Below are 20283 nucleotides of genomic sequence, written 5' to 3'. Positions count from 1 at the left end.
CTGCTGCTCCTGGGGCGTCCTGCCCCTTATTGCGCTTCTAGAAGAAGTCGCTCTGGATAAAACCGAAATCCATCAGCTCGGCATCGCCCACAGGCCGGAACTCATTCATCTGGCTCTTGGCGGTCAGTGGCAGGGGCGGGTCGAGCAAGACGTTGGCCTTGTCGTAACCCTCACCCAGTACGGCGAAGACAATGCCATTCCAGCCTTTGACGAAATCGTCATGGGAATAGCGCTTGTGGCCCAATACGGGGTCACCGATGTACACCCAGTCCTTGTCGGCCCGTTGCAACACCACGAAGTGCTTGTAGCCGCGGATTTCCAGCAGCACCACCACGGGGATTTTCACGGTCAGCAGGGTCTCGGGCGCGATCTTGTAGCCCCGGGCACGCATGCCGATGCTTTCGAGGTAGCGCTTCATATCCAGCATGGAAAAGCCCTGGGTTCGTACCAGGTCCTGGTCGGCAGTGACCAGCATGCCTTTGATGATGTGTGCTTCGTCGACGTCCAGCCAATAGGCCTGGCGCAGGATGGTGGCGAGTGCCGCGGCACCGCAGCTGAAATCGGTTTTCTGTTCCACCAGGTTGGCGAACCGGCGCTCGCGAATGCTCTCCACCTTCTTGAAAATCACCGCACCGCCGGGCATGGCCGAAATCGCCATGGTGCCTGCCCAGGTCGTGCCGGTGAGTAACATCAGGAGGGTGAGGGTCGCGATACGCATGATCGAATGACCTGTTGGACGCTGGAATAAAAAAGGGCCTTGTCGCCAAGGCCCCGTAGGATCAGAAGCGCACGCCGCTGGCGCAGACGCTGCAACCTTGGCCGATCGACAGGCTGTTGCTGCCTTGGTTGCCCGAGCCGGATTGCAGGTTCACACCTACGTTGCCGGAGTTGCGGTTAACCGAGTTGTCGAGGCTTGCGTTGTTGGACACGTACTGAGGCTTGCCATAACCATGGCTGCTGGCGGCCGTGTTCAGGTAGCTGTTGTTGAGAGAGTTCTGCTCGGTGTTGGAGGCCGCTGCGATGTTCTTGCCGTCAGCGGTGGTGATGGCCAGGTTGTTTTTACCCTGGTTGCCCTGGCCGGCCTGGCCGTTGTAACCCACGTTGCCGGAGTTGCCGGTGATGGAGCCGTCCAGGGAGGCGTTGTTTTGCGTGCCTTTGTTGACGAAGTTGTTATGCGAGCTGCCTTGGTCGACATCGATCACGGCAAACACGGTGGCGAAGTCGCCTTTGGCACTGGAGATGGCGCCGGCGTTGTCAGCCTGGTTGCCGGAACCCGATTGTGCGTTGACCCCGACATTACCGCTGTTGCTATTTACCGAGTTGTCGGCTGATGCGTTGTTCTCGGTGTTGGTGTCGTCGAATTTGTTGTGTGAGCTTTTCTGTACGTCAGTGACGACAGCGGCCACGGTACCGGTGGGTTGTGGGGTTGGATGCCAGCCACCCGCTTGAGCAGCAGCAGCCATGAGTGCGGCGAGAGCGAAAACCATTGGTTTCAGAGCCATTTGAGGTTTCATGGTGTTTCTCCTTGCTTCTAATTAGTTGGTTAAGTGTTGGTACGGTCTAACGAACGTCTACCAAGCGGTTACTTGATAGTGATGCCCAGGGTGTTAGCCACTCGGTTCCCCACCCCGGCACTCTGGTTCACCTGAATCACTCCTCGGCTGCCGGTGAAGGCCTGGTCGCTGGTCACGACCTGGCGGCTGCCAGTGGTGGGGGTGAGGCCTGAGTCGGTTGCCAGCGTCGTCGTGTTCTGTTGCAACAGGACGCTGTCATCGATGCTCTGCGGGCCTGGGTTGAGGCTGATCCGCACAGCGTTGATGGATTGGTTATTGGCCCCGGCAGACTGGTTGATGCCCAGCACACCGTTGCCACTGCTGAATGAGTTGCCCTGGATCGCGGCCTTGGCGTTCAGGGACGGGTCGACCTTGCCGTCGACGCGCTGGATGTCGAGGTTGGTGGCCTGGCCACCGAGCGCGATGGCGCGGCTGTTGGACATTTGTTGCCCGGTGCCGGCGGCCTGGTTGATCGACAGCACACCGTCGTACTGCTGGCCGCTGTGGTTGATCACGGCGCTGTTGTCGGCCATTGCCGAGGCGCTGCCCAGCAAGGCGAATATCAACAGGGCGCGCTTCATCACTTGCCCCCCATCATGCTGCCGAGGTTGTTGAGCGGCGTCATGCCTCGTTGGATCGAGTCGCTGATCTGCCCGCCCATGCTGCCACCGCTGCCCGCACCATGGCCGGCCGCTGCGCCAGCGCCAAGTGTCGACATGCTGTTTTGGGTGGCGCCCAGGCCCGACAGACTGCCGTTGGGCTGCAGGGAGCGGGCGAGGCTGGAACCACTGCTGATGCCGCCGATGTCCCTGTCACTGAGTTCGCCGGTCAGGGCGCTGTTGATCTCTTTGCTGGGGTTGGCGTTGGCGGTATTGGGATAGGGGTCGGGCAGGGAGGTTCGCCCGTACATGTGGCCCTGCACCGTACGCCCGGTCACGATCACGCCGTCACCCGCCTGGCTCGTCAGGCTGACACCTGCACTGAGCACGCAACTGATCAGCAGTACGTTTATCGTGGCGTGTGTGAGTGTGTTCACGGCGGCAGTCCTTTTCTTCACGCTGACCCTAAACAGCGTTGTCAGGGAAAGAGCAGAAGGCGTGCCGCTTTTTATTAGATGTTGATATTCAAGGGGTTGGGCTTAAGTCGAGGCAAATTGATAGCACCCCTGTTTCAGGTTTGAAACAGTCCTCAACGCTTGAGATAGGCCTGTGCTCACCTCACGCTGTCTCAGGGATGTAACACCGCCTGTGACAAAACCATGAATCCGCACAAGATGGGCGATGCAGGCGAGGGAGGTGTTTCAAAATCGGACACCCGCGGCCCAAGGCTTCCCGTTTGTGCAAGAGGACTCAGCCCTTGGGCGTTTTACGTGGAATGGAATTGAGCACGGGGTTGCCGTCCTGGTTTTGGGTCAGGTAGACCGGCAATACTTTGGGCAGGGAGGGCACGAGGTTGTTGACCTCGTTGATGTTGTAGATACCGCCGACGCGAATCGCGCCGGTACTGGCGTCTGCGAGCATCACCGGCTTTTTCAGGTAGCGGTTGATAAGGGGCAAGGCATCCGTGAGGGTCAGGTTGTCGAGCACCAGCTTGCCCTGGCGCCATGCCAGCGCGGTGTCAGCGGGGTTAATAGCGGCGATCTGCGGGGTGGCGTCACCCTGGCGGAAACTGGCTTGCATGCCCGGGCTAAGCGGCACACTGGCATGCTCGCCGTCGCTGGAGATCTGCACCGAGCCCTCCAGTAACATCACCCGCACCTGATCTTCATATTCCCAGACATTGAACTGCGTGCCGGTCACTCGCACCTGGCCTTCGCCGGCCCGCACGATAAACGGGTGGTTGCTGTCGTGCGTGACGTTGAAGAACGCTTCGCCCTTTTTCAGGGTGACACGGCGCTGGTCCTTGTAATGGCTGTAGACCAACTCGGTGCCCAGGTTCAACTCCACTTGGCTGCCATCGCCCAGGGTGAATTTTTTCAAGCCATTGGCGGCTTCGAACCGTTCATATGAGCTGGGCAACCAGCCTGCTTCCCAGCCGGTGAAGGCGGCAAGCGGCAATGCCGCCAGGCACACCGCTGCGGCCACCGCGTAGGTGCGCAAGCGGCGGGGCGGCTTCTTGATTGGGACCACCACCGCCTCAGGCTTGTCGCGGGGCAGATGGTCGGCCACGTCCCAGATCTCGAGCATGGCTGCATATTCGAAGGCATGCAGCGGGTGAGCATCGTGCCACCGAGTGAACGCCTGACGTTCGTCCGCCGTGCAATCGGCAGCGTGCAGGCGCATGCACCAATGCGCTGCGGCGTCGGTGATGGCGTCATATTCGCTTTCTGAAAGGGGCTTTTCGCTCATTAACTCATCCTGATTTCCCGCATTCTAACCTCCCAAGGCGGACGGCGAGAACCGCATCATGGCGATTGCACATCAATTGGAACTTATTCTTGTTTGCGTGCGCCTAAAAAATCAGGAATTAACCTGTCGTCCACTTAAGGAGTACGAAAATGTTGAAGAAAACCTTGATCGCCCTGTGTGCTACTTCCGCACTGTTGAGCGCTGGCGCTGCCATGGCCGACAAGCCGGGTGCAGGCTGGATCACCATTGAGAAAGCCATCGAGGTGGCGAAAACCAAGGCTGGCTACATTGAGGTCTACGCCGCTGAAGCGGATGACAATGGCTATTGGGAAGTCAAAGGCCGCAAATCCGATGGCATCGTGTATGAGGCGCGCATCGATGGCGCCTCCGGCAACGTGCTGCGTGACCAGAAAGACTGATGCACTCGCCGGGGGCCGTTCAGGCCTCCGGCTCCACGTGGCGGCCAAGATGGGCGGCCAGGTACGTCACGCAGTCAGCCTTGCAGGCAGGCGCCTGTGGCACAAGGCGGTAAATATTCAGCGCTGCGCACGTTGACAACGCAGAGAGTGGGTGGTGTTTAATCGAGGGTCTGGATGTCCCATTCGTTGCCCCTTCCAATTATAAAAACGGAGCTTCAAATGTCTGCGCAGTCCCCGACAGTTGCCACCGCTCGCGCCTCGATTCGCTTCGCTGAGTTGGTGGAGTTGCTTCAACAGATCTTCGTCAGGCACGGCACATCGCCGCAGGTTGCTGCGATTCTTGCGCACAACTGCGCCAGTGCCGAGCGTGACGGTGCCCACAGTCACGGTATTTTTCGTATCCCCGGTTACCTTTCGACGCTGGCCAGTGGGTGGGTCAACGGCACCTCCGTCCCCAGCGTGACCGATGTGGCCTCAGGGGTTGTGCGCGTCGACGCGGGCAATGGTTTTGCCCAGCCGGCCCTGGCAGCGGCGCGCCCGTTGCTGGTGGAGAAGGCACGCAGCGCCGGCATCGCCTTGCTGGCGATTCATAACTCCCATCACTTCGCTGCCCTATGGCCGGACGTCGAGCCGTTTGCCGAGGAGGGGCTGGTGGCACTCAGCGTGGTCAACAGCATGACCTGTGTGGTGCCCCACGGCGCTGATCGCCCGTTGTTCGGCACCAACCCCATCGCGTTTGCGGCGCCACGGGCCGACGGTGCGCCGATTGTGTTTGACCTGGCCACCAGCGCCATCGCCCATGGCGACGTGCAGATCGCCGCGCGCAAAGGCGAGCGCCTGCCGGTGGGCATGGGCGTCGATAGCCTCGGCCAGCCGACCCAGGACCCTAAAGCCATTCTGGAAGGCGGCGCGTTGTTGCCGTTTGGCGGGCACAAGGGCTCGGCACTGTCGATGATGGTCGAGTTGCTGGCGGCAGCACTGACCGGCGGCAACTTCTCGTTCGAATTCGATTGGACGGACCACCCGGGAGCGCGCACGCCGTGGACAGGCCAGCTTCTGATCGTGATCGACCCGAGTAAAACCGCAGGGCAAAGCTTCGCCCAGCGCAGTCAGGAGTTGGTGCGGCAGATGCATGCGGCGGGGCTGCGTCGATTGCCGGGGGACCGACGCCATCGTACGCGGGCCAAGTCGCAGGAAACCGGGATCGAACTGGATGCGCAGGATTTGCGCGAGTTGAGGTCGTTGGCGGCGGGGTGAAACAGGCTGCGCGGGTGCGCAGCCTGAATGGATCAGTTACGGCGACCCAGCAACAGGCCGACCACCAGGCCAAAGCCCGCGGAAATGGCCACGGTCTGCCATGGGTGACCACCGATGTAAGTCTCGGTGGCATCCACGACCGGCTTGCTGCGTTCACGCACGCTGGACACCGATTCCAAGGCTTGCTTGAGTTTGATGGCAACCTGCTCGCGCAGGGTTTCACCTTCCTCGCCCACCAGGGATGCGCTGCTTTTGAGCAGTTTGTCCGACTCTTCGATCAACGCGCTCAGTTCGCTGAACGCTTGGTCCTTGATTTGTTCTTCGGCAGCTTGGGCGGCGGTTTTGCGGGCCATTGAGTGACTCCTTGCAGGTGGATGTGGCAGTGAACAATGGAGTATCGGGCAGCGGCAAAAGTTGCAGTTTTTTTCCCGCGTGCTCATCTGAGGCAAAATCCGGATCGGGAACGTTCGACCTACAGTGTAAGATGTCACCTATTTGTGCAGCAGGTAATTCAACATGAGCTTCAATCTCGCCAACAAGACCCTCGCCGAACGCGCCGAGCTGGAAGATGAAAAGTCGCGCCTCTACGACCTGTGGCAAACCAATCTGGGCAAGGCCAAGGGCGAAGCCGCGCGCTTGTTCGGTGAGCGCGCCAAACGCAAGGGCAAATGGGCTGAATGGGTGCGTGCCGAACTCGACGGCATGTCGCCGCCAGAGTTCTCCAACATGGTGCGCAGCGAAGTCAACAAGCTGATGGCGGCGGCGAAGTAAAGCACGCCACAATCGCTTCGCGCACCTTGAGCAACAGCGGGTCCAACTGAGCCTGGGTGCGCCAGCCCAACTCCACCGGGTAGTGCGGCAGTGCCAGCGGGCAGGGCAGCACGTGCAGGCCGGTCATTTGCGCAATGGCGTGGGCGGCATGCCCGGGAATGGTTGCTACTGCTGTGCTGCCTTTGAGCAGATACGGCAGCGCGGCAAAGTGGCTGGTGGACGCGCACACGTGGCGGCGCAGCCCGTGCGCCGCCAAGCCTTCATCGGTAATGCCGATAAACCCGCCTGACGACACCAATACATGTTCCCGTGTGACAAACCCTTGCAGGTCGATAGTCTCCTGGCCCGGTGCCAGGCTATGCGGGTCGACCAGGCAGCGATAGTCACCTTCCCCCAGCACTAGTCGACTCAGCCTGCGCTCGGTAAAACCGCCGGCGGTGATGGCCAGGTCCAGCGTGCGATCGAGCAGGGCGGCGGCCACGATCTGGCTGTACGTCTGGCGAAAGATCACCCGAAGTTTGGGCAGGCGTTGTGCGATGGTATCCATCAGGCTCCGGCCATAGGCAATCTCGAAGTCATCCGACAGCCCCAGCACCACCGAGCGCCCTTCGTAGTGCAGGTTATGCGGGCTGATCATCGCCAGGCTCTGGCGGCAGCGATCCAATGCCTCACTGATCACCGGTTTCAACTGATTGGCCCGCAATGTGGGCGCCAGGCCGCGGCCGGTGCGCACGAACAAAGGGTCGCCGTACAGCTCGCGCAAGCGCCGCAAGCCCGCGCTGATCGCCGACTGCGTGACGCCCAGGCGCAGCGCCGCACGGCTGGCGCTGGATTCGTCGTGCAGGGCCTCGAAGGTTTTGAGGAGGTTCAGGTCAACCTGGGCGATATTCATTTGGCTCATATCATTTAGCACTGAGGTGGGCTTTATTCATGATCGAGTCTGGCCGGAGAATGGGCAACCCCTATCTATTGGAGTGAGCCTGATGCCTGTATCGACTGTCGCAGCCCTGCAAATCGGCGCCTTGCCTGGGGGCAAGGCTGACACCCTGGCGCAGATCCTGGCCTATGAGGAACAAATCCAGCGCAGTGGTGCGCACTTGGTGGTCATGCCCGAGGCGCTGCTGGGCGGCTATCCCAAAGGTGAAAGCTTTGGCACGCAATTGGGGTATCGCCTGCCCGAGGGCCGTGAAGCCTTTGCGCGCTATTTTGCCAATGCCATCGACGTACCGGGTGCCGAGACCGAGGCGCTGGCCGGATTGTCGGCGCGTACCGGTGCCAGCCTGGTGCTGGGCGTGATCGAACGCAGCGGCAGCACGCTGTATTGCACTGTGCTGTATTTCGAACCCTCGGACGGCCTGGTGGCCAAGCACCGCAAACTGATGCCGACCGGCACCGAACGGCTGATCTGGGGCAAGGGCGACGGCTCGACCCTGCCGGTGATCGACACTGCGGTGGGGCGTATCGGCGGCGCGGTGTGCTGGGAAAACATGATGCCGTTGCTGCGCACTGCGATGTACGCCAAGGGCGTGCAGGTGTGGTGTGCGCCCACGGTGGACGAGCGCGAGATGTGGCAGGTGAGCATGCGCCATATCGCCCATGAAGGGCGTTGCTTTGTGGTCAGCGCTTGCCAGGTGCAGGCATCACCTCAGGCCTTGGGTGTGGAGGTTGCCAACTGGCCGGTGGACCGTCCGTTGATTGCCGGTGGCAGCGTGATCATCGGGCCCATGGGCGACATTTTGTCGGGGCCGTTGGTGGGCGAGGCGGGTTTGTTGACGGCGCAGATCAATACCGATGATCTGGTGCGGGCACGCTACGACTACGACGTAGTGGGGCATTACGCCCGGCCCGATATTTTTGAACTGGTGGTGGACGAACGCGCCAAGCCAGGCGTTCGCTATATCACTGACTAAACGCAATCAACCTGTGGGAGCTGGCTTGCCTGCGATAGCGGCGTGTCATTCAATTCATCTGTTACTGACGTGCCGCCATCGCAGCATAGGTATCTACACAACTTCGGCACGACGCTAAATCTGTGGCGAGGGAGCTTGCTCCCGTGACGATTAGACAGCCGACGCCTATCTACCTGACACACCACGATCAAACTGTGGGAGCGGGCTTGCTCGCGAAGGCGGCCTGACAGCCGACCAGGATGTTGGGGCTGACCGAGTACATATCCGTTATTTAGGTAACGGCCACTTAGGGTTCCGCCCTGACGGCGGCTCACTTTTGAAAGCGCAAAAGTAAGCAAAACGCTCTTGCCCCACCACTCGGCACCTCGCTTAGGCTCGGTGTGCCCGTAATCCGCCAGTGATTTAGGGGGCCGCCGCCACGCGCCATCCATGGCGCGGGGCGGCTAAACCGGCATCCCTGCCGGTTTACCCCCAAAATCACTGTCGAATTCCGGCCAGCGTGGTTTAACGGGGCGCCTGAGATCAAGATCAAAAGCAGAGCAAGAGCAAGAGCGACTCGCTTCGCATCGTGGTTACCGTTGAGCTTACAGAGTTATGTAGATACCTATGGCCATCGCAGGCAAGCCAGCTCCCACATTTGATCTTCAGTGTTCGGGGGATTTGGTTTTCAGTCACTTACCAGGTGGCGGTGTTCGGCAGGTCAAGGGTGCCACGCTCTACAAAGCGCATCGTGCCAAACAGGCCACCCGCCAGTTTGCCGCGAAGCACGTAGGGCAGGTTGTTCAGGCTTTGGGTCTGGCTCAGGCCCAGGGTCTGGCGCAACACCGAAAACGCCGAAACGCTGACCGGCACCATCAGCACGGTCTCGGAAAAGCGTGGGATGCTGCCAGCCTGATCGCTGACGCCTGCGGCGAGTGGCCGGCCATTGACCTCCAGGTCCAGGGCCACGCCGTTGTAGTCGATTGCCGCTTCATTGGGGTTTTGCACCCGCAACTTCACGGCAAAGCGCACTTCCAGGTCCTGGCTTTGCAGCGGCTCGATGCCCACCACATTGATGTTCACCGGGTCGCGGTTGGGGAACAGTGCGCAGGCGCTCAAGGCCAGCAGCAACAGCGATAGAGCCATGAGCTTGCGCATAGAAAAATGCTCCTACTTTGGGGTGACGTCCGGGTCCTGCATGACCTTGAGGGTAGAGGACTCCGGCTCGAATTCATCTTCTTCCAGCTCTATGAACTCTTCGGGCAGGAAAATGTTCAGCAGGATTGCACAGAATGCGCCCACGGTGATCGGCGATTCGAAGATGTTGTGCAGCGCCTTGGGCAGCTCGCGCAGCACTTGCGGCACCGCGGCGACGCCCAGGCCCATGCCTAGGGAAATCGCCACGATCAGCACATTGCGCCGATGCAGGCCCGCTTCGGCGAGGATCTTGATGCCGGCCACGGCCACGGTGCCGAACATGATCAGGGTCGCACCGCCGAGTACGGGTTTGGGCATCAGTTGCAACACCGCGCCGATCATCGGAAACAGCCCCAGCAGCACCAGCAGCCCAGCAATGAAGTACGCCACGTAGCGGCTGGCCACGCCGGTCAATTGGATCACGCCGTTGTTCTGGGCAAAGGTCACCATCGGCAGGCTGTTGAAGGTGGCGGCCATCGCGGAGTTGAGGCCGTCGGCCAGCAGGCCGGACTTGATGCGCTTGATATACAGCGGGCCCTTGACCGGTTGCTGGGAAATCATCGAGTTGGCGGTCAGGTCACCGGCGGCTTCCAGGGGCGAAATCAGGAAGATCACCGCCACCGGGATAAACGCCACCCAGTCGAACGAGAAACCGTATTTGAACGGCACGGGCACGCTGACCAGTGGCACCTGGGGCAGGGCGGCCATGTCGACGCGGCCCAGCAGCCACGCCACTACGAAGCCCAGTGTCAGGCCGATCACGATCGAGCCCAGGCGCAGGAACGGGTTGTTGAAGCGGTTGAGTACCACGATGGTCAGCAGCACCAAGGCCGCCAGGCCCATGTTGCCTGCGGCGCCCAGGTCGCTGGCGCCATAGCCGCCAGCCATGTCGGTGACCGCCACCTTGATCAGCGACAAGCCCATCAAGGTAATGATGGTGCCGGTCACCACCGGGGTGATCAGTTTGCGCAGTTTGCCGATGAACTGGCTGAGCACCACTTCGATAAACGCCGCGAAAAAGCAGATGCCAAAGATTGTCGAGAGGATTTCATCGGTGCCGCCGCCCCGGGCCTTGACCATGAACCCAGCGCTCAAAATCACGCTGATAAAGGAAAAACTGGTGCCTTGCAGGCACAACAGCCCCGAACCCACCGGCCCGAAGGTGCGCGCCTGCACAAAGGTGCCAAGCCCCGAGACAAACAGCGCCATGCTCACCAGGTACGGCACTTCGCTTTCCAGCCCCAGTACGCCGCCGACGATCAGCGTGGGCGTGATGATACCGACAAAACTCGCCAACACGTGCTGCAACGCGGCAAAGATCGCGGCGGTGAAGTGCGGGCGGTCGTCGAGACCGTACAAGAGGTCGGATTTATAGCGCGGGCGGGGGGCTTGAGCGTCAGACAAAATGATGGCTCGGGTCAGAAAATGGAGGCGCAGGATGCCAGAAAGTGCCAGGCGCCTGAAGTGTAAAAAAATATTTATAAAGACCCTGCGCTAAAGCCGTCGCCCAGCCGATATCGAGGATAGGCCCACACTACAACGACAACAGTGGTGACCAAGGTCTGGGCAGCGCGTTGACGCTGACGGATCGTTTCGCGGCAGGGACGCTCGCAAACACTATTTCTGAGAGCAGCCCTATGTCCCTCCGTCACCTCAATATTGCCCCTCGCGCGTTTATCGGTTTCGCCTTCATTGCCGTTCTAGTGGTGCTGCTGGGCGTGTTTGCGGTCAACCGTATGACACAGATGCGCCAGTCCTCGCAGAACATGAGCGCCAACCAACTGCCCAGCATGACGCATCTGGGCACCATCACCGAAAACGTGCTGCGCATGCGCATCCTGTCGTTTCGTGTGCTGGTCAATCGCGAGCCTGCCGCCCTGCAGGAAGCCGAGACGCGCATCGGCGTGCTGGCGGACAAGGTCAAGACCGCTCAGGCCAAATACGCCACGCTGCCTGCGGGCCCGGAGGAGGCTGCGCTGTACAAGGCCTTTGGCGTCACCCTGGACAATTACCTCAAAGCCCAGGCCGAGATGGTGGCATTGTCCAAACAAGGCAAGGTCGATGAGATGCGCGCCCTGATCAACAGCCGTATCAAGGACGGCACTGACCAGATGGGCGAGCAACTGAACAAGCTGATCGCCATCAATGCGGCCGACGCCAAGCAGGCCGACGCGGATGCCGGGCAAAGCTTCGAGGGCGCGATCACCGGTGTGGTGGCGGTCTCCGTGGCGGCGGCGTTGCTCACCGTGCTGCTGGCCTGGTTGCTGACCCGCAGCATTGTGACCCCGCTACGCAAGGCCGTGGAAGTGGCCGAAACCATCGCTGCCGGCAACCTCAGCAAAACCATCGAGGACGATGGCAAGGACGAACCGGCGCGGTTGCTCAGTGCGCTGTCGACCATGCAAGCCAGCCTGCGCCAGACCATCCAGCACATCGCCGGCTCGGCCACGCAGCTTGCTTCGGCGGCGGAAGAGTTGAGCGCGGTCACCGAGGAGGCCTCCCGTGGCCTGCAGCAGCAGAACAATGAAATCGACCAGGCCGCCACGGCTGTCAATGAGATGACGGCGGCAGTGGAGGAGGTGGCGCGTAACGCGGTTTCCACCTCCGAGGCGTCCGGGCAGTCCAACCAGGCGGCGCGGGAAGGCCGTGATCGGGTGATGGAAACCGTCGGCGCGATCCAGACCATGACTCAGGACGTGCAGAACACCTCCGCGATGATCGAGGGCCTGGCCACTCAGGGCCGAGATATCGGCAAGGTACTGGATGTGATCCGCGCGATTGCCGAGCAAACCAACTTGCTGGCGCTCAACGCGGCGATTGAAGCCGCCCGTGCCGGCGAGGCCGGACGTGGCTTTGCGGTGGTCGCCGATGAAGTGCGCGCCCTGGCCCATCGCACCGCGCAGTCAACCCAGGAAATCGAGAAAATGGTCGCCGGCATCCAGAACGGCACCGGGGAGGCGGTGCAGTCCATGCAACAGAGCAACCAGCGCAGCCAGACCACCCTGGAAATGGCACGCGCAGCCGGCGCCTCACTGGAGCAGATCACGGCGTCCATCAGCCTGATCAACGAACGCAACCTGGTGATTGCCAGTGCTTCGGAAGAACAGGCTCAGGTCTCCCGCGAGGTGGACCGCAACCTGGTCAACATCCGCGACCTGGCCACCCAGTCGGCGGCGGGCGCCAACCAGACCAGCGCGGCCAGCCACGAACTGTCGAGGCTGGCGGTGGATTTGAATGGGATGGTGGCCAGGTTCGTCGTCTGACCTGAAATGAGGTCAAAAAATGTGGGAGCGGGCTTGCTCGCGAATGCGCAGTGTCAGTCGATAAATTTTTTGACTGATCCACTGTATTCGCGAGCAAGCCCGCTCCCACATGCGTTCTGTGTTGTGTCAGGAATCAGTGTTTCCAGGCGACTGGGTTAACCAGGTTCTGCGGCCGTTCACCGGATAACGCCTGCAGCAGATTATCCACCGCACACTTGGCCATCGCCTCCCGCGTCTCATGGGTGGCCGAGCCGATATGCGGCGTGGCTACCACATTGTTCAAACGCAGCAACGGCGACGCGTGATCAAGCGGCTCTTTTTCAAACACATCCAACCCCGCCGCGCGGATCGTGCGTTGTTGCAACGCCTCTACCAGAGCCGCCTCATCCACCACCTTGCCTCGCGAGATATTGATAAAAATCGTCTCTGGCCCCATCAGCGCGAATTCCTCGGCGCCAATCAACTTCTCGGTCTCAGCGGTCAACGGCAATGTCAGGCAGACAAAATCAGCCTCTTTGAGCAAGTCCTGCAAGCTGCGGTACTGCGCCCCAAAGCGCGCTTCAACCGCCGGCTTGGGCGAATGGCTGTGGTAGATCACCGGCATACCGAAGCCAAAATGCCCGCGCTGGGCCAGGGCTTCGCCGATGCGGCCCATGCCGATGATGCCCAGGGTCTTGCCATGTACATCGCTGCCAAAGTGCGCAGGGCCGATGTTTTTGTTCCATTGGCCGGCGCGCACCATGTCGGCCAGTTCGACCACGCGCCGGGCGGTGGCCAGGATCAGCGCGAAACCTGTGTCGGCAGTGGTTTCGGTGAGCACGTCCGGGGTGTTGCTGAGCAGGATGCCGCGCTGGGTCAGGTAGTCGATATCGTAGTTGTCGACACCCACCGAGACGCTGGCCACCGCTTCCAGCCGGGGCGCCAGGTCGAGCAACCGGGCATCCAGGCGCAGGCTTGCCCCCAGCAGGCCGTGGGCGGTGGGCAGCGCATCGCGCAGCTTGGCCAGGCCGGTTTCATCCAGTGCGTCGATCAGCGTGACTTCAACCTGTTCGTGCAGGCGAGCCATGAGCGGCGCGGAGAGTTTTTTGTACAGCACGACAGACTTTTTCATGAGGTCTTTACCTTCAACTCCAGGGTTGGCGCCGGCGCGCGGTCACTGGCGCCGGGCTTGAGGAAAATCGTCAGCACCACGGAAAGCAGTAAGGCGCCGCTCATCAGCAGGTACGAAGTGCCGGGCGAGCCGGTGCTGCTATTGAGGTAACCCACCAGATACGAGCCACCGAACGAGCCCAGCGCGCCCATGCTGTTGATCAGCGCCATGGCGCCCCCGGCGACGTTGGCCGGAAGGATTTCCGGGACGATGGCGAAAAACGGACCATAGGGTGCGTACATGCACGCCCCGGCGATCACCAGCAGGGTGTAGGACCACCAAAAGTGTTCGGCGCCCAGCACGTAGGACGCGTAGAAGGCAATCGACGCAATCAATAGCGGCGGCCAGACAAAACGCTTACGTTTTTGCAGCTTGTCCGAACCCCAGGACACCACGAGCATACCTATCACCGCCGCCAGGTACGGCAGGGCCGAGAGCCAGCCGGCTTCGACCATGTCCATCTGCAAACCGGCCTTGAGGATCGACGGCAACCACAGCACGAAGCCATACACGCCAATGCTCCAGCAGAAAAACTGCAGGGCGAGAATGATCACCTTGGGCGAACGGAACGCCTCGGCGTAGTTCTTCACGGCCTTGATCCCCACCTGCTCGGCGGTCAGGGCGGTTTCCAGGCTGTGCTTTTCGGCGTCGCTCAGCCACTTGGCATCCTTGGGGCGCTCATCGGCCAGCTTCCACCAGATAAACGCCCACAACACTGCCGGCAGGCCCTCGATGATGAACATCCAGCGCCAGCTGAAATGCTGCACCAGGTAGCCCGACACCACCGACATCCACAGCATGGTCACCGGGTTGCCGAGGATCAGGAAAGTGTTGGCCCGCGAGCGTTCGGCACGGGTGAACCAGTGGCACAGGTACACCAGCATGGCCGGCATCACGGCGGCCTCGACCACCCCGAGCATGAAGCGGATGACAATCAGCATGTAGGCGTTGGACACCACGCCGGTCAGTGTCGCCAAGCCGCCCCAGAGGATCAGGCTGACGAAAATCAGTTTCTTGACGCTGCGCTTTTGCGCGTAGATCGCCCCTGGCACCTGGAAGAAAAAGTAGCCAAGGAAGAACAGTGCGCCGAGCAGGGAGGACATGCCCGGCGTGATCATCAGGTCTTCGGCCATGCCGGAAGCGGCGGCGAAGCCGTAGTTGGCGCGGTCCAGGTAGGCCAGGCTGTAGGTGATAAACACGATAGGCATGATGTACCACCAACGGCGGGTGGCGAGTTTCACGGTTTCCATGGGGTTGCTCCTGAGCTTGTTGTAGTTGTGGCAACAGGTAATGGGTCACGCAACGGATCGGGTGGGTAATTCAGCGCGGGTCGGCAAACCTTCCATATCACCACGGCTCTGCACGGCGCGGCTGCCGATCCAGTTGCCGCGCTGTACGGCCTCGGGGAAACTGGCGGTTTCCAGCAGGGCGCTGATCATGCCCACGGCAAAGCCATCGCCGGCACCGACGGTATCCACCACCTTGGCCACCGGTACGGCGGCGACAAAACCCTGGTCCATATGGGTGCGGTAATAGGCGCCTTCGGCGCCGAGCTTGATCGCCACGGCTTCGGCGCCCTGGTCGAGATAGAACGCGGCGATGTCTTGCGGGTCGTCAAAACCGGTCAGCAGGCGACCTTCGCCCAGGCCCGGCAGGACCCAGTCCGCTAAAGCGGCCAGCGCATTGATTTCGCGGATCATCTGCGCCTGGCTGGCCCACAGGGACGGGCGCAGGTTCGGGTCGAACGACACACTGCGCCCGGCCTTGCGCATTTGGGTCATCAGCTCGAACGACAGTGCGCGAGTGGCATCGGAGAGCGCTGGCGGAATGCCTGTGGCGTGCAGATGGCGGGCTTGCAGCAGCGCTGGGTGGATGGCATCGATGGACAAGTGGCTGGCCGCCGAGCCTCTGCGAAAATACTCAACTTGAGGATCTGCGCCGGCCTCTTCCCGGGATTTGAGTTGAAAGCCGGTGGGGTGCAGCGGGTCGACGGCCACATGGCGGCAATCGAGCCCCTCTTTGCTCAGGGTATCGACCACAAAACGCCCGAGGGAGTCGTTACCCACCCGGCTCAGCCAGGCCACGTTGAACCCCAGGCGCGACAGGCCGATGGCGACGTTGCTGTCGGCGCCGGCAATGCGTTTGTGAAACTGCCCGACCTGGGCCAGGTCGCCGGTCTGTTCGGCGACAAACATCGCCATGGTTTCGCCAAACGAGAGGATATCGATCTCAGACATGGGCGTTCTCCACATGGGGTTGGCCGAGGCGGGCCATAGTCGCGACCTGTTGTGCGGTGACCTCGATCAGGTCATCGCCCTGCAACGGAAATTCCACTGCCCGGGTAATACCTTGAGTCATGTGTTTGATCAGTTGTTCCCACAGATGCAGGTCGGTGGCGCCCGGTGGCAAAGCGACGAGCTTGCCGTCGTCGCGACGGGCCACGGCCTTGCAGTGCAGGTAATCCACATGCCGGCCGAGTAACCGCGCAGCGGTGAGCGCGGACTGGTCTTGCCACTGCCAGTTGCCGATGTCGAAGGTCATCTTCACCGGCAGGCCCAGGCGTTCGACTTCGGTAAAAAACCGTTGCATCGGTTCAATGCGCCCGCCGTGCAGGGTCTGATCGTTTTCTACCAGCAGCTTGACCGGGTGGCGGTTGAGCAGGGCGTGCAGGCTTTCCAGGTCGTTGGTGTCGGTGAAGTAACCGAGCGAGACCTTCAGCCAGCCCGAACCAAAGGCCTGGGCGCGGTCCAGGGTGGCGGCCAGCTCGGCATTGGGCTGGGCACGGCCGGCGACCCAGAGTTCCAGGGGCGAGGAAAACACGCTGTCCAGGCCTTGCGCGGCAGCGGCCTGGGCCAGCGTGGCAGGGTGTTCGTCGGTCAGCAGCTCTTCACGCCATTCAATGCGCTGGGCACCGGCAGCGCTGAGCAACGCAACAAAACTCAATTGGCCCTGCTGGCGAACCAGTTCGGCGCCGTAGCTGGAAAGGCTGATGGAGACGGGGTATTTATGCATTGTTGTTTACCTCTGAAACCGGTTTCATTTTTATACGCAAAACAAAATGTGGGAGCGGGCTTGCTCGCGAAGGCGGTGTGTCAGTCAGCGCAAGAGTGGCTGATCTATCGCGTTCGCGAGCAAGCCCGCTCCCACAGGGGATTGTGTAGAGCCGCGGATAATCAGCTCGGGTAAAAAATCCAGGGTGCGGGTGGGTGTGGTATCGCCGCGCAGGCGCTTGAGCAAACAGTCGAAGGCGCTGGCGCCAATCGCTTGCGTCGGTTGGGCGAGGGCGGTGATGCCGTTGCCCACCAGCGGGTACCAGTCCAGGTCATCCAGGGCGATCAAGCCCACCTCGCCGAACAGGTCGCAGCCCAGCGCCTTGAGCACACGGGTGCAGGCCAGTGCGGCCACGCCGTTGGCGCAAAACAGTGCCTTGGGGCCGGGTTTGGCGAGAAAGGCTTGCAGACGCTTTTCCAGGTTGTAATCCAGTTCAACCACGGCGCCTGTCAACGCCGGGCGCTTGGCAATTTCGTGATTGAAACTCTCCAGGCGTTCCAAACGTGAACTGGTGCCATCGGTGGTCTCGCTTACGAGCAGCACGTCGCGGTAACCCTGCAGCTCCAGGTGTTCCACCGCCATGCGCACCGCCGCCGGGTTATCCAGGCCCACCAGGTCACTGTGCAAGGGCTCGACCTTGCGGTCCACCAACACCAGGGGCATTTCCCGCTGCAGTTCCAGCAGTTGGTCGAGGTGATGGCCGAGGGTGTTCACGATCAAGCCTTCGATGTTGTACGAGCGCAGCGCCGCCAGGTGTTGCTGCTCTTGTTCGTCATCGCGGTCGGTGTTGCACACCACCAGGCTGTAGCCGTGCTGACGGCAGGCGGTTTCGACGCCGTGCATCACGGCGATGGAATAGGGGTTGCGGATATCGGCCACCAGCATGCCGATCAGGCGCGTGCGGCCACGTTTCAAACCACGGGCCATCTGGTTGGGGCGGTAGCCAAGCTGTTCGATGGCTTGCTCGATGCGCAGCGCGATGGCGTCGGAGAGCAGGGCGCGGTCGTCGCCGATAAAGCGCGACACGCTGGCTTTGGAAACGCCGGCGCGTTGGGCGACGTCGAGCATGGTGACACGGGTGCGCTGGGCGGCGGAAAAAGGAGTCACGGTCGCGGGCCTTTCTTATTGGAATTTTCTGGGCCTCAGTCGGGAATACCCAGGCTGAAACCGGTTTCAGGAAACCTCAAGTCAAGCGTTTCGTCAAGCATCCGGTGTGGGTGGAATCGGCTACCAAGCGACGAATGGCAGTGCCTACCTGTTAGTTCTGACAGTATTCGATACCGCAGATTGCGCGTTTAATTGGTCGCAGGCACGCCTTTGGGGTGTAGGTACAAGCGGTCTGACGGGAGAGTCTGATGAGCGCTCAAAAAACCACTGGAAGTAGACTTTCACGTAACGGCATTTTCCGATTGGCCGATATTGAGGTGCCCATTCTGGATAATGCTAATCCGCCGATTCTGGAGGGATACATACCTCACCAATATCTTGATACCGACCTTGTTGTGGTCATTCCGCAGTTATGGGACGACGCTGCGCAGGCTGGCGAATTCAATATTGTGCAAATCGTCTGGTCACGCAGCGGAGGTGAAGGTGTCCCTCCTTTCAGGGAACGGTGGGATGGCCCCATTACCAAGCCTTTCCCTTTTTCCATTACCGTGCCGCGCGACTATCTGGAAAATGACGGTACCGTCCGGCTGGCTTATCGGATCACCGACGAAACCGGTATACCAACAACCTCGGACTTCCGTACCCTGGTAATTGACCGGACGCCGCCAAACAATAACGTTACGCCGCCAACGCCTGCCTTCCCGGTGGGTACGATAGATGAGGACTACGCGGCCCGGCATCGCACAGTCGATTTGGTATTGTCTGCTTACCTCGGCCGGCGGGCTTATGACAGGGTTTATTATTATATTTCGGACCAAAGTCCTCCACCTGATAGTGCACCGAGTGGCTATGTAGAGTTTCCCGACGAAAATAGCCCACTTGTTATTCCCATTCTTGTGGATTTGTTTCGCCTGTACCGCAACGGTACTCAATACGTTCACCTGCGCCTTCAAGATCGTTCCGATAATCGAGGCCCCAGGTCCGACCAGTCGCCCGTCGAAGTCCGATTAAAGGAAGCGCCCTCGGACCTCCAACCTCTTGTCATCCCTGCCATGGCAAGTGGTTTGATCAATCGGCACGATGCGCGGATTGGTGTGGTGGCCAACGTTCAGTATGACAACTGGAATGCTCGCGATCTTGTCACCATCCTGTGGGGCAGTACCCTGCTTGACGCGCAGGAGGTTACCGAGATGCCGTTCAGCGCCGGTATCCCTTGGTCGAAGTTGATAGCGATGGGCATGGGGTTCGCAGAAGATTCGGCCACCTACACCATTACACGGTACGGCAGCAATACGCCCACGTTGCCCAGCCCCCCTACGTTAATCCGTTGGGACTTCAGGGTTGCAGGGCAAGACCATATCAACGCCCCCGCGTTACTCAACCGCGACTTGCCAGAAGTTACTGTGTTTGGCGAGGGCTCGAAGACGGAAAACCATATCGATATACGTGATAAGGATGAACGCGTATATGCCAGTGTCCCGCTCTATCACCAACCTCGTGATGGTGAGGTGTTGGAGTTGTTCTGGGGGGACTTCCCCAATATGGATAAGCCTGTGGCGAGTTATATTGTTGATACCCGTAACGGCGATGCTGAAGGCGTACGCGTGACGTTCAGCGATATTCCTTGGCAGGTGATTGTTGATGCAGGCAATGATGAAAGGCTACGGGTGTACTACTCGACATTCAATGGTGTTAATGAGCAACTTTCCTATTTTACTGAAGTCATGGTCGATGTTGTCCCTCCGCAGGTATTTAGGCGTGTTGAGTTTCCGAGTGCCAATAGCAATATGTTTATAGGTTGTGACGCTAAGCCGGCTATGTGGGATCACATACCTATCCAGATTCTTCCGGAAACGGCCTTTCGCAAAGATGACGATCTTGTCGTGGAATGGCAGGGCTATGAAGAGTTTGCTGGAGGGGGGCAGGCTATTACATCAACTGCGGATACCCTGACGCATCGGCTGACCGAAGAGGAGGCGGAAAAAGGTTATACCTTCAAGCAAGAAAATTATGCTGAGAAGATCAAGCCCATCAAGTCACCAAACCCTCAGAGCCCAGGAAGTTCGGTATCCGTTATCTATACACTATGGCGTAAAAACAGAGTGATAGGTTCTTCAAGATTACGCTATGCAAAAATTGATCGTAAACGAGCGGGCAATATCTATTGTGGGCCGAATGGTGATGGTCCTGAAGACTAGAACTATAGGTGCCTGGAGTAGTTGTTCGTCGGTGTAAGTTGCAGCATTTGGCAGTGGCGGCGCAACGATTGTTCGATTTG

General features: G+C 60.3%; 20 protein-coding genes. 6 read left to right on the top strand and 14 right to left on the bottom strand.

What is annotated here, in order from left to right:
• Window positions 1–37 precede the first annotated feature (37 nt).
• The 5 genes from BUE92_RS17030 to BUE92_RS17010 all read right to left on the bottom strand — a co-directional run bounded on the left by BUE92_RS17030 (window position 38) and on the right by BUE92_RS17010 (window position 3901).
• Window positions 38–718 carry a C39 family peptidase gene (locus tag BUE92_RS17030; protein WP_019817800.1) on the bottom strand — a complete coding sequence of 227 codons (681 nt, stop codon included), beginning with the start codon at window positions 716–718 and terminating at the stop codon, window positions 38–40.
• A 61-nt stretch (window positions 719–779) separates the two neighbouring features.
• Window positions 780–1514, bottom strand: coding sequence for a hypothetical protein (locus tag BUE92_RS17025; protein WP_073525148.1), 735 nt, complete (start codon window positions 1512–1514; stop codon window positions 780–782).
• A gap of 68 nt (window positions 1515–1582) precedes the next feature.
• Complete coding sequence (locus tag BUE92_RS17020) at window positions 1583–2134, bottom strand: adhesin (RefSeq protein ID WP_073525146.1); 552 nt, start codon at window positions 2132–2134, stop codon at window positions 1583–1585.
• Window positions 2134–2589: a hypothetical protein gene (locus BUE92_RS17015; RefSeq protein WP_073525143.1), complete on the bottom strand. Its 456-nt coding sequence runs from the start codon at window positions 2587–2589 to the stop codon at window positions 2134–2136. The genes BUE92_RS17020 and BUE92_RS17015 overlap by 1 nt, the downstream gene beginning before the upstream one ends.
• A 313-nt stretch (window positions 2590–2902) precedes the next feature.
• Window positions 2903–3901: a FecR family protein gene (locus BUE92_RS17010; RefSeq protein ID WP_073525142.1), complete on the bottom strand. Its 999-nt coding sequence runs from the start codon at window positions 3899–3901 to the stop codon at window positions 2903–2905.
• Between the two features lie 149 nt (window positions 3902–4050).
• Here BUE92_RS17010 and BUE92_RS17005 point away from each other — a divergent pair, with 149 nt between their 5' ends.
• Window positions 4051–4320 carry a PepSY domain-containing protein gene (locus tag BUE92_RS17005; RefSeq protein WP_014718736.1) on the top strand — a complete coding sequence of 90 codons (270 nt, stop codon included), beginning with the start codon at window positions 4051–4053 and terminating at the stop codon, window positions 4318–4320.
• A 219-nt stretch (window positions 4321–4539) separates the two neighbouring features.
• The gene (locus tag BUE92_RS17000) at window positions 4540–5577 is read left to right on the top strand and encodes an Ldh family oxidoreductase (protein WP_073525141.1); all 1038 of its coding nucleotides are present in this window, start codon (window positions 4540–4542) and stop codon (window positions 5575–5577) included.
• Between the two features lie 32 nt (window positions 5578–5609).
• Here BUE92_RS17000 and BUE92_RS16995 read toward each other — a convergent pair whose 3' ends face one another.
• On the bottom strand, window positions 5610–5930 hold the full coding sequence (locus BUE92_RS16995) for a DUF883 family protein (RefSeq protein ID WP_073525140.1): 321 nt from the start codon (window positions 5928–5930) through the stop codon (window positions 5610–5612).
• Between the two features lie 163 nt (window positions 5931–6093).
• Here BUE92_RS16995 and BUE92_RS16990 point away from each other — a divergent pair, with 163 nt between their 5' ends.
• Window positions 6094–6348 (top strand): hypothetical protein, encoded by a 255-nt coding sequence (locus BUE92_RS16990; RefSeq protein WP_003190904.1) that lies wholly within the window; start codon window positions 6094–6096, stop codon window positions 6346–6348.
• Here BUE92_RS16990 and BUE92_RS16985 read toward each other — a convergent pair.
• Window positions 6320–7240, bottom strand: coding sequence for a LysR family transcriptional regulator (locus BUE92_RS16985; protein ID WP_073525139.1), 921 nt, complete (start codon window positions 7238–7240; stop codon window positions 6320–6322). The two genes, BUE92_RS16990 and BUE92_RS16985, sit on opposite strands and share 29 nt — an antisense overlap.
• A 91-nt stretch (window positions 7241–7331) precedes the next feature.
• Between BUE92_RS16985 and BUE92_RS16980 the strand changes: the two genes are divergently transcribed.
• Entirely contained in the window at window positions 7332–8258 is a 927-nt protein-coding gene (locus BUE92_RS16980) for a carbon-nitrogen hydrolase family protein (protein WP_073525138.1), read from the top strand.
• 675 nt (window positions 8259–8933) lie between these two features.
• Here the strand turns inward: BUE92_RS16980 and BUE92_RS16975 are convergent.
• Both BUE92_RS16975 and BUE92_RS16970 read right to left on the bottom strand, forming a co-directional pair.
• Entirely contained in the window at window positions 8934–9395 is a 462-nt protein-coding gene (locus tag BUE92_RS16975) for an LEA type 2 family protein (protein WP_073525136.1), read from the bottom strand.
• A gap of 12 nt (window positions 9396–9407) precedes the next feature.
• Complete coding sequence (locus BUE92_RS16970; RefSeq protein ID WP_073525134.1) at window positions 9408–10838, bottom strand: nucleobase:cation symporter-2 family protein; 1431 nt, start codon at window positions 10836–10838, stop codon at window positions 9408–9410.
• 233 nt (window positions 10839–11071) lie between these two features.
• Here BUE92_RS16970 and BUE92_RS16965 point away from each other — a divergent pair, with 233 nt between their 5' ends.
• On the top strand, window positions 11072–12697 hold the full coding sequence (locus BUE92_RS16965) for a methyl-accepting chemotaxis protein (RefSeq protein WP_073525131.1): 1626 nt from the start codon (window positions 11072–11074) through the stop codon (window positions 12695–12697).
• A 133-nt stretch (window positions 12698–12830) separates the two neighbouring features.
• On the opposite strand, the gene BUE92_RS16960 is transcribed toward BUE92_RS16965, so the two are convergent.
• The 5 genes from BUE92_RS16960 to BUE92_RS16940 all read right to left on the bottom strand — a co-directional run bounded on the left by BUE92_RS16960 (window position 12831) and on the right by BUE92_RS16940 (window position 18005).
• Entirely contained in the window at window positions 12831–13808 is a 978-nt protein-coding gene (locus BUE92_RS16960) for an NAD(P)-dependent oxidoreductase (RefSeq protein WP_073525129.1), read from the bottom strand.
• Window positions 13805–15097 (bottom strand): MFS transporter, encoded by a 1293-nt coding sequence (locus BUE92_RS16955; protein WP_073525128.1) that lies wholly within the window; start codon window positions 15095–15097, stop codon window positions 13805–13807. The genes BUE92_RS16960 and BUE92_RS16955 overlap by 4 nt, the downstream gene beginning before the upstream one ends.
• Before the next feature lie 45 nt (window positions 15098–15142).
• Window positions 15143–16084 (bottom strand): sugar kinase, encoded by a 942-nt coding sequence (locus BUE92_RS16950; RefSeq protein ID WP_073525127.1) that lies wholly within the window; start codon window positions 16082–16084, stop codon window positions 15143–15145.
• Window positions 16077–16859 (bottom strand): sugar phosphate isomerase/epimerase family protein, encoded by a 783-nt coding sequence (locus tag BUE92_RS16945; protein ID WP_073525126.1) that lies wholly within the window; start codon window positions 16857–16859, stop codon window positions 16077–16079. Before BUE92_RS16945 ends, BUE92_RS16950 begins: the two co-directional genes overlap by 8 nt.
• Window positions 16860–16943: 84 nt before the next feature.
• Window positions 16944–18005, bottom strand: a complete 1062-nt coding sequence (locus BUE92_RS16940) for a LacI family DNA-binding transcriptional regulator (RefSeq protein ID WP_073525125.1) — start codon at window positions 18003–18005, stop codon at window positions 16944–16946.
• Between the two features lie 248 nt (window positions 18006–18253).
• Between BUE92_RS16940 and BUE92_RS16935 the strand changes: the two genes are divergently transcribed.
• Window positions 18254–20203, top strand: coding sequence for a hypothetical protein (locus BUE92_RS16935; protein ID WP_073525123.1), 1950 nt, complete (start codon window positions 18254–18256; stop codon window positions 20201–20203).
• Window positions 20204–20283 lie beyond the last annotated feature (80 nt).

It is taken from the genome of Pseudomonas fluorescens, assembly GCF_001902145.1.
Lineage (GTDB): Bacteria > Pseudomonadota > Gammaproteobacteria > Pseudomonadales > Pseudomonadaceae > Aquipseudomonas > Aquipseudomonas fluorescens_BV.
Note: the sequence above shows the minus strand (reverse complement) of the source record. Positions and strands in the feature narration are given on the sequence as shown.

Coding starts and splice junctions, on each gene's coding strand:
- BUE92_RS17030 (WP_019817800.1), bottom strand. CDS start 718: ATGCGTATCGCGACCCTCACCCTCCTGATGTTACTCACCGGCACGACC.
- BUE92_RS17025 (WP_073525148.1), bottom strand. CDS start 1,514: ATGAAACCTCAAATGGCTCTGAAACCAATGGTTTTCGCTCTCGCCGCA.
- BUE92_RS17020 (WP_073525146.1), bottom strand. CDS start 2,134: ATGAAGCGCGCCCTGTTGATATTCGCCTTGCTGGGCAGCGCCTCGGCA.
- BUE92_RS17010 (WP_073525142.1), bottom strand. CDS start 3,901: ATGAGCGAAAAGCCCCTTTCAGAAAGCGAATATGACGCCATCACCGAC.
- BUE92_RS17005 (WP_014718736.1), top strand. CDS start 4,051: ATGTTGAAGAAAACCTTGATCGCCCTGTGTGCTACTTCCGCACTGTTG.
- BUE92_RS17000 (WP_073525141.1), top strand. CDS start 4,540: ATGTCTGCGCAGTCCCCGACAGTTGCCACCGCTCGCGCCTCGATTCGC.
- BUE92_RS16995 (WP_073525140.1), bottom strand. CDS start 5,930: ATGGCCCGCAAAACCGCCGCCCAAGCTGCCGAAGAACAAATCAAGGAC.
- BUE92_RS16990 (WP_003190904.1), top strand. CDS start 6,094: ATGAGCTTCAATCTCGCCAACAAGACCCTCGCCGAACGCGCCGAGCTG.
- BUE92_RS16985 (WP_073525139.1), bottom strand. CDS start 7,240: ATGAATATCGCCCAGGTTGACCTGAACCTCCTCAAAACCTTCGAGGCC.
- BUE92_RS16980 (WP_073525138.1), top strand. CDS start 7,332: ATGCCTGTATCGACTGTCGCAGCCCTGCAAATCGGCGCCTTGCCTGGG.
- BUE92_RS16975 (WP_073525136.1), bottom strand. CDS start 9,395: ATGCGCAAGCTCATGGCTCTATCGCTGTTGCTGCTGGCCTTGAGCGCC.
- BUE92_RS16965 (WP_073525131.1), top strand. CDS start 11,072: ATGTCCCTCCGTCACCTCAATATTGCCCCTCGCGCGTTTATCGGTTTC.
- BUE92_RS16960 (WP_073525129.1), bottom strand. CDS start 13,808: ATGAAAAAGTCTGTCGTGCTGTACAAAAAACTCTCCGCGCCGCTCATG.
- BUE92_RS16955 (WP_073525128.1), bottom strand. CDS start 15,097: ATGGAAACCGTGAAACTCGCCACCCGCCGTTGGTGGTACATCATGCCT.
- BUE92_RS16950 (WP_073525127.1), bottom strand. CDS start 16,084: ATGTCTGAGATCGATATCCTCTCGTTTGGCGAAACCATGGCGATGTTT.
- BUE92_RS16945 (WP_073525126.1), bottom strand. CDS start 16,859: ATGCATAAATACCCCGTCTCCATCAGCCTTTCCAGCTACGGCGCCGAA.
- BUE92_RS16935 (WP_073525123.1), top strand. CDS start 18,254: ATGAGCGCTCAAAAAACCACTGGAAGTAGACTTTCACGTAACGGCATT.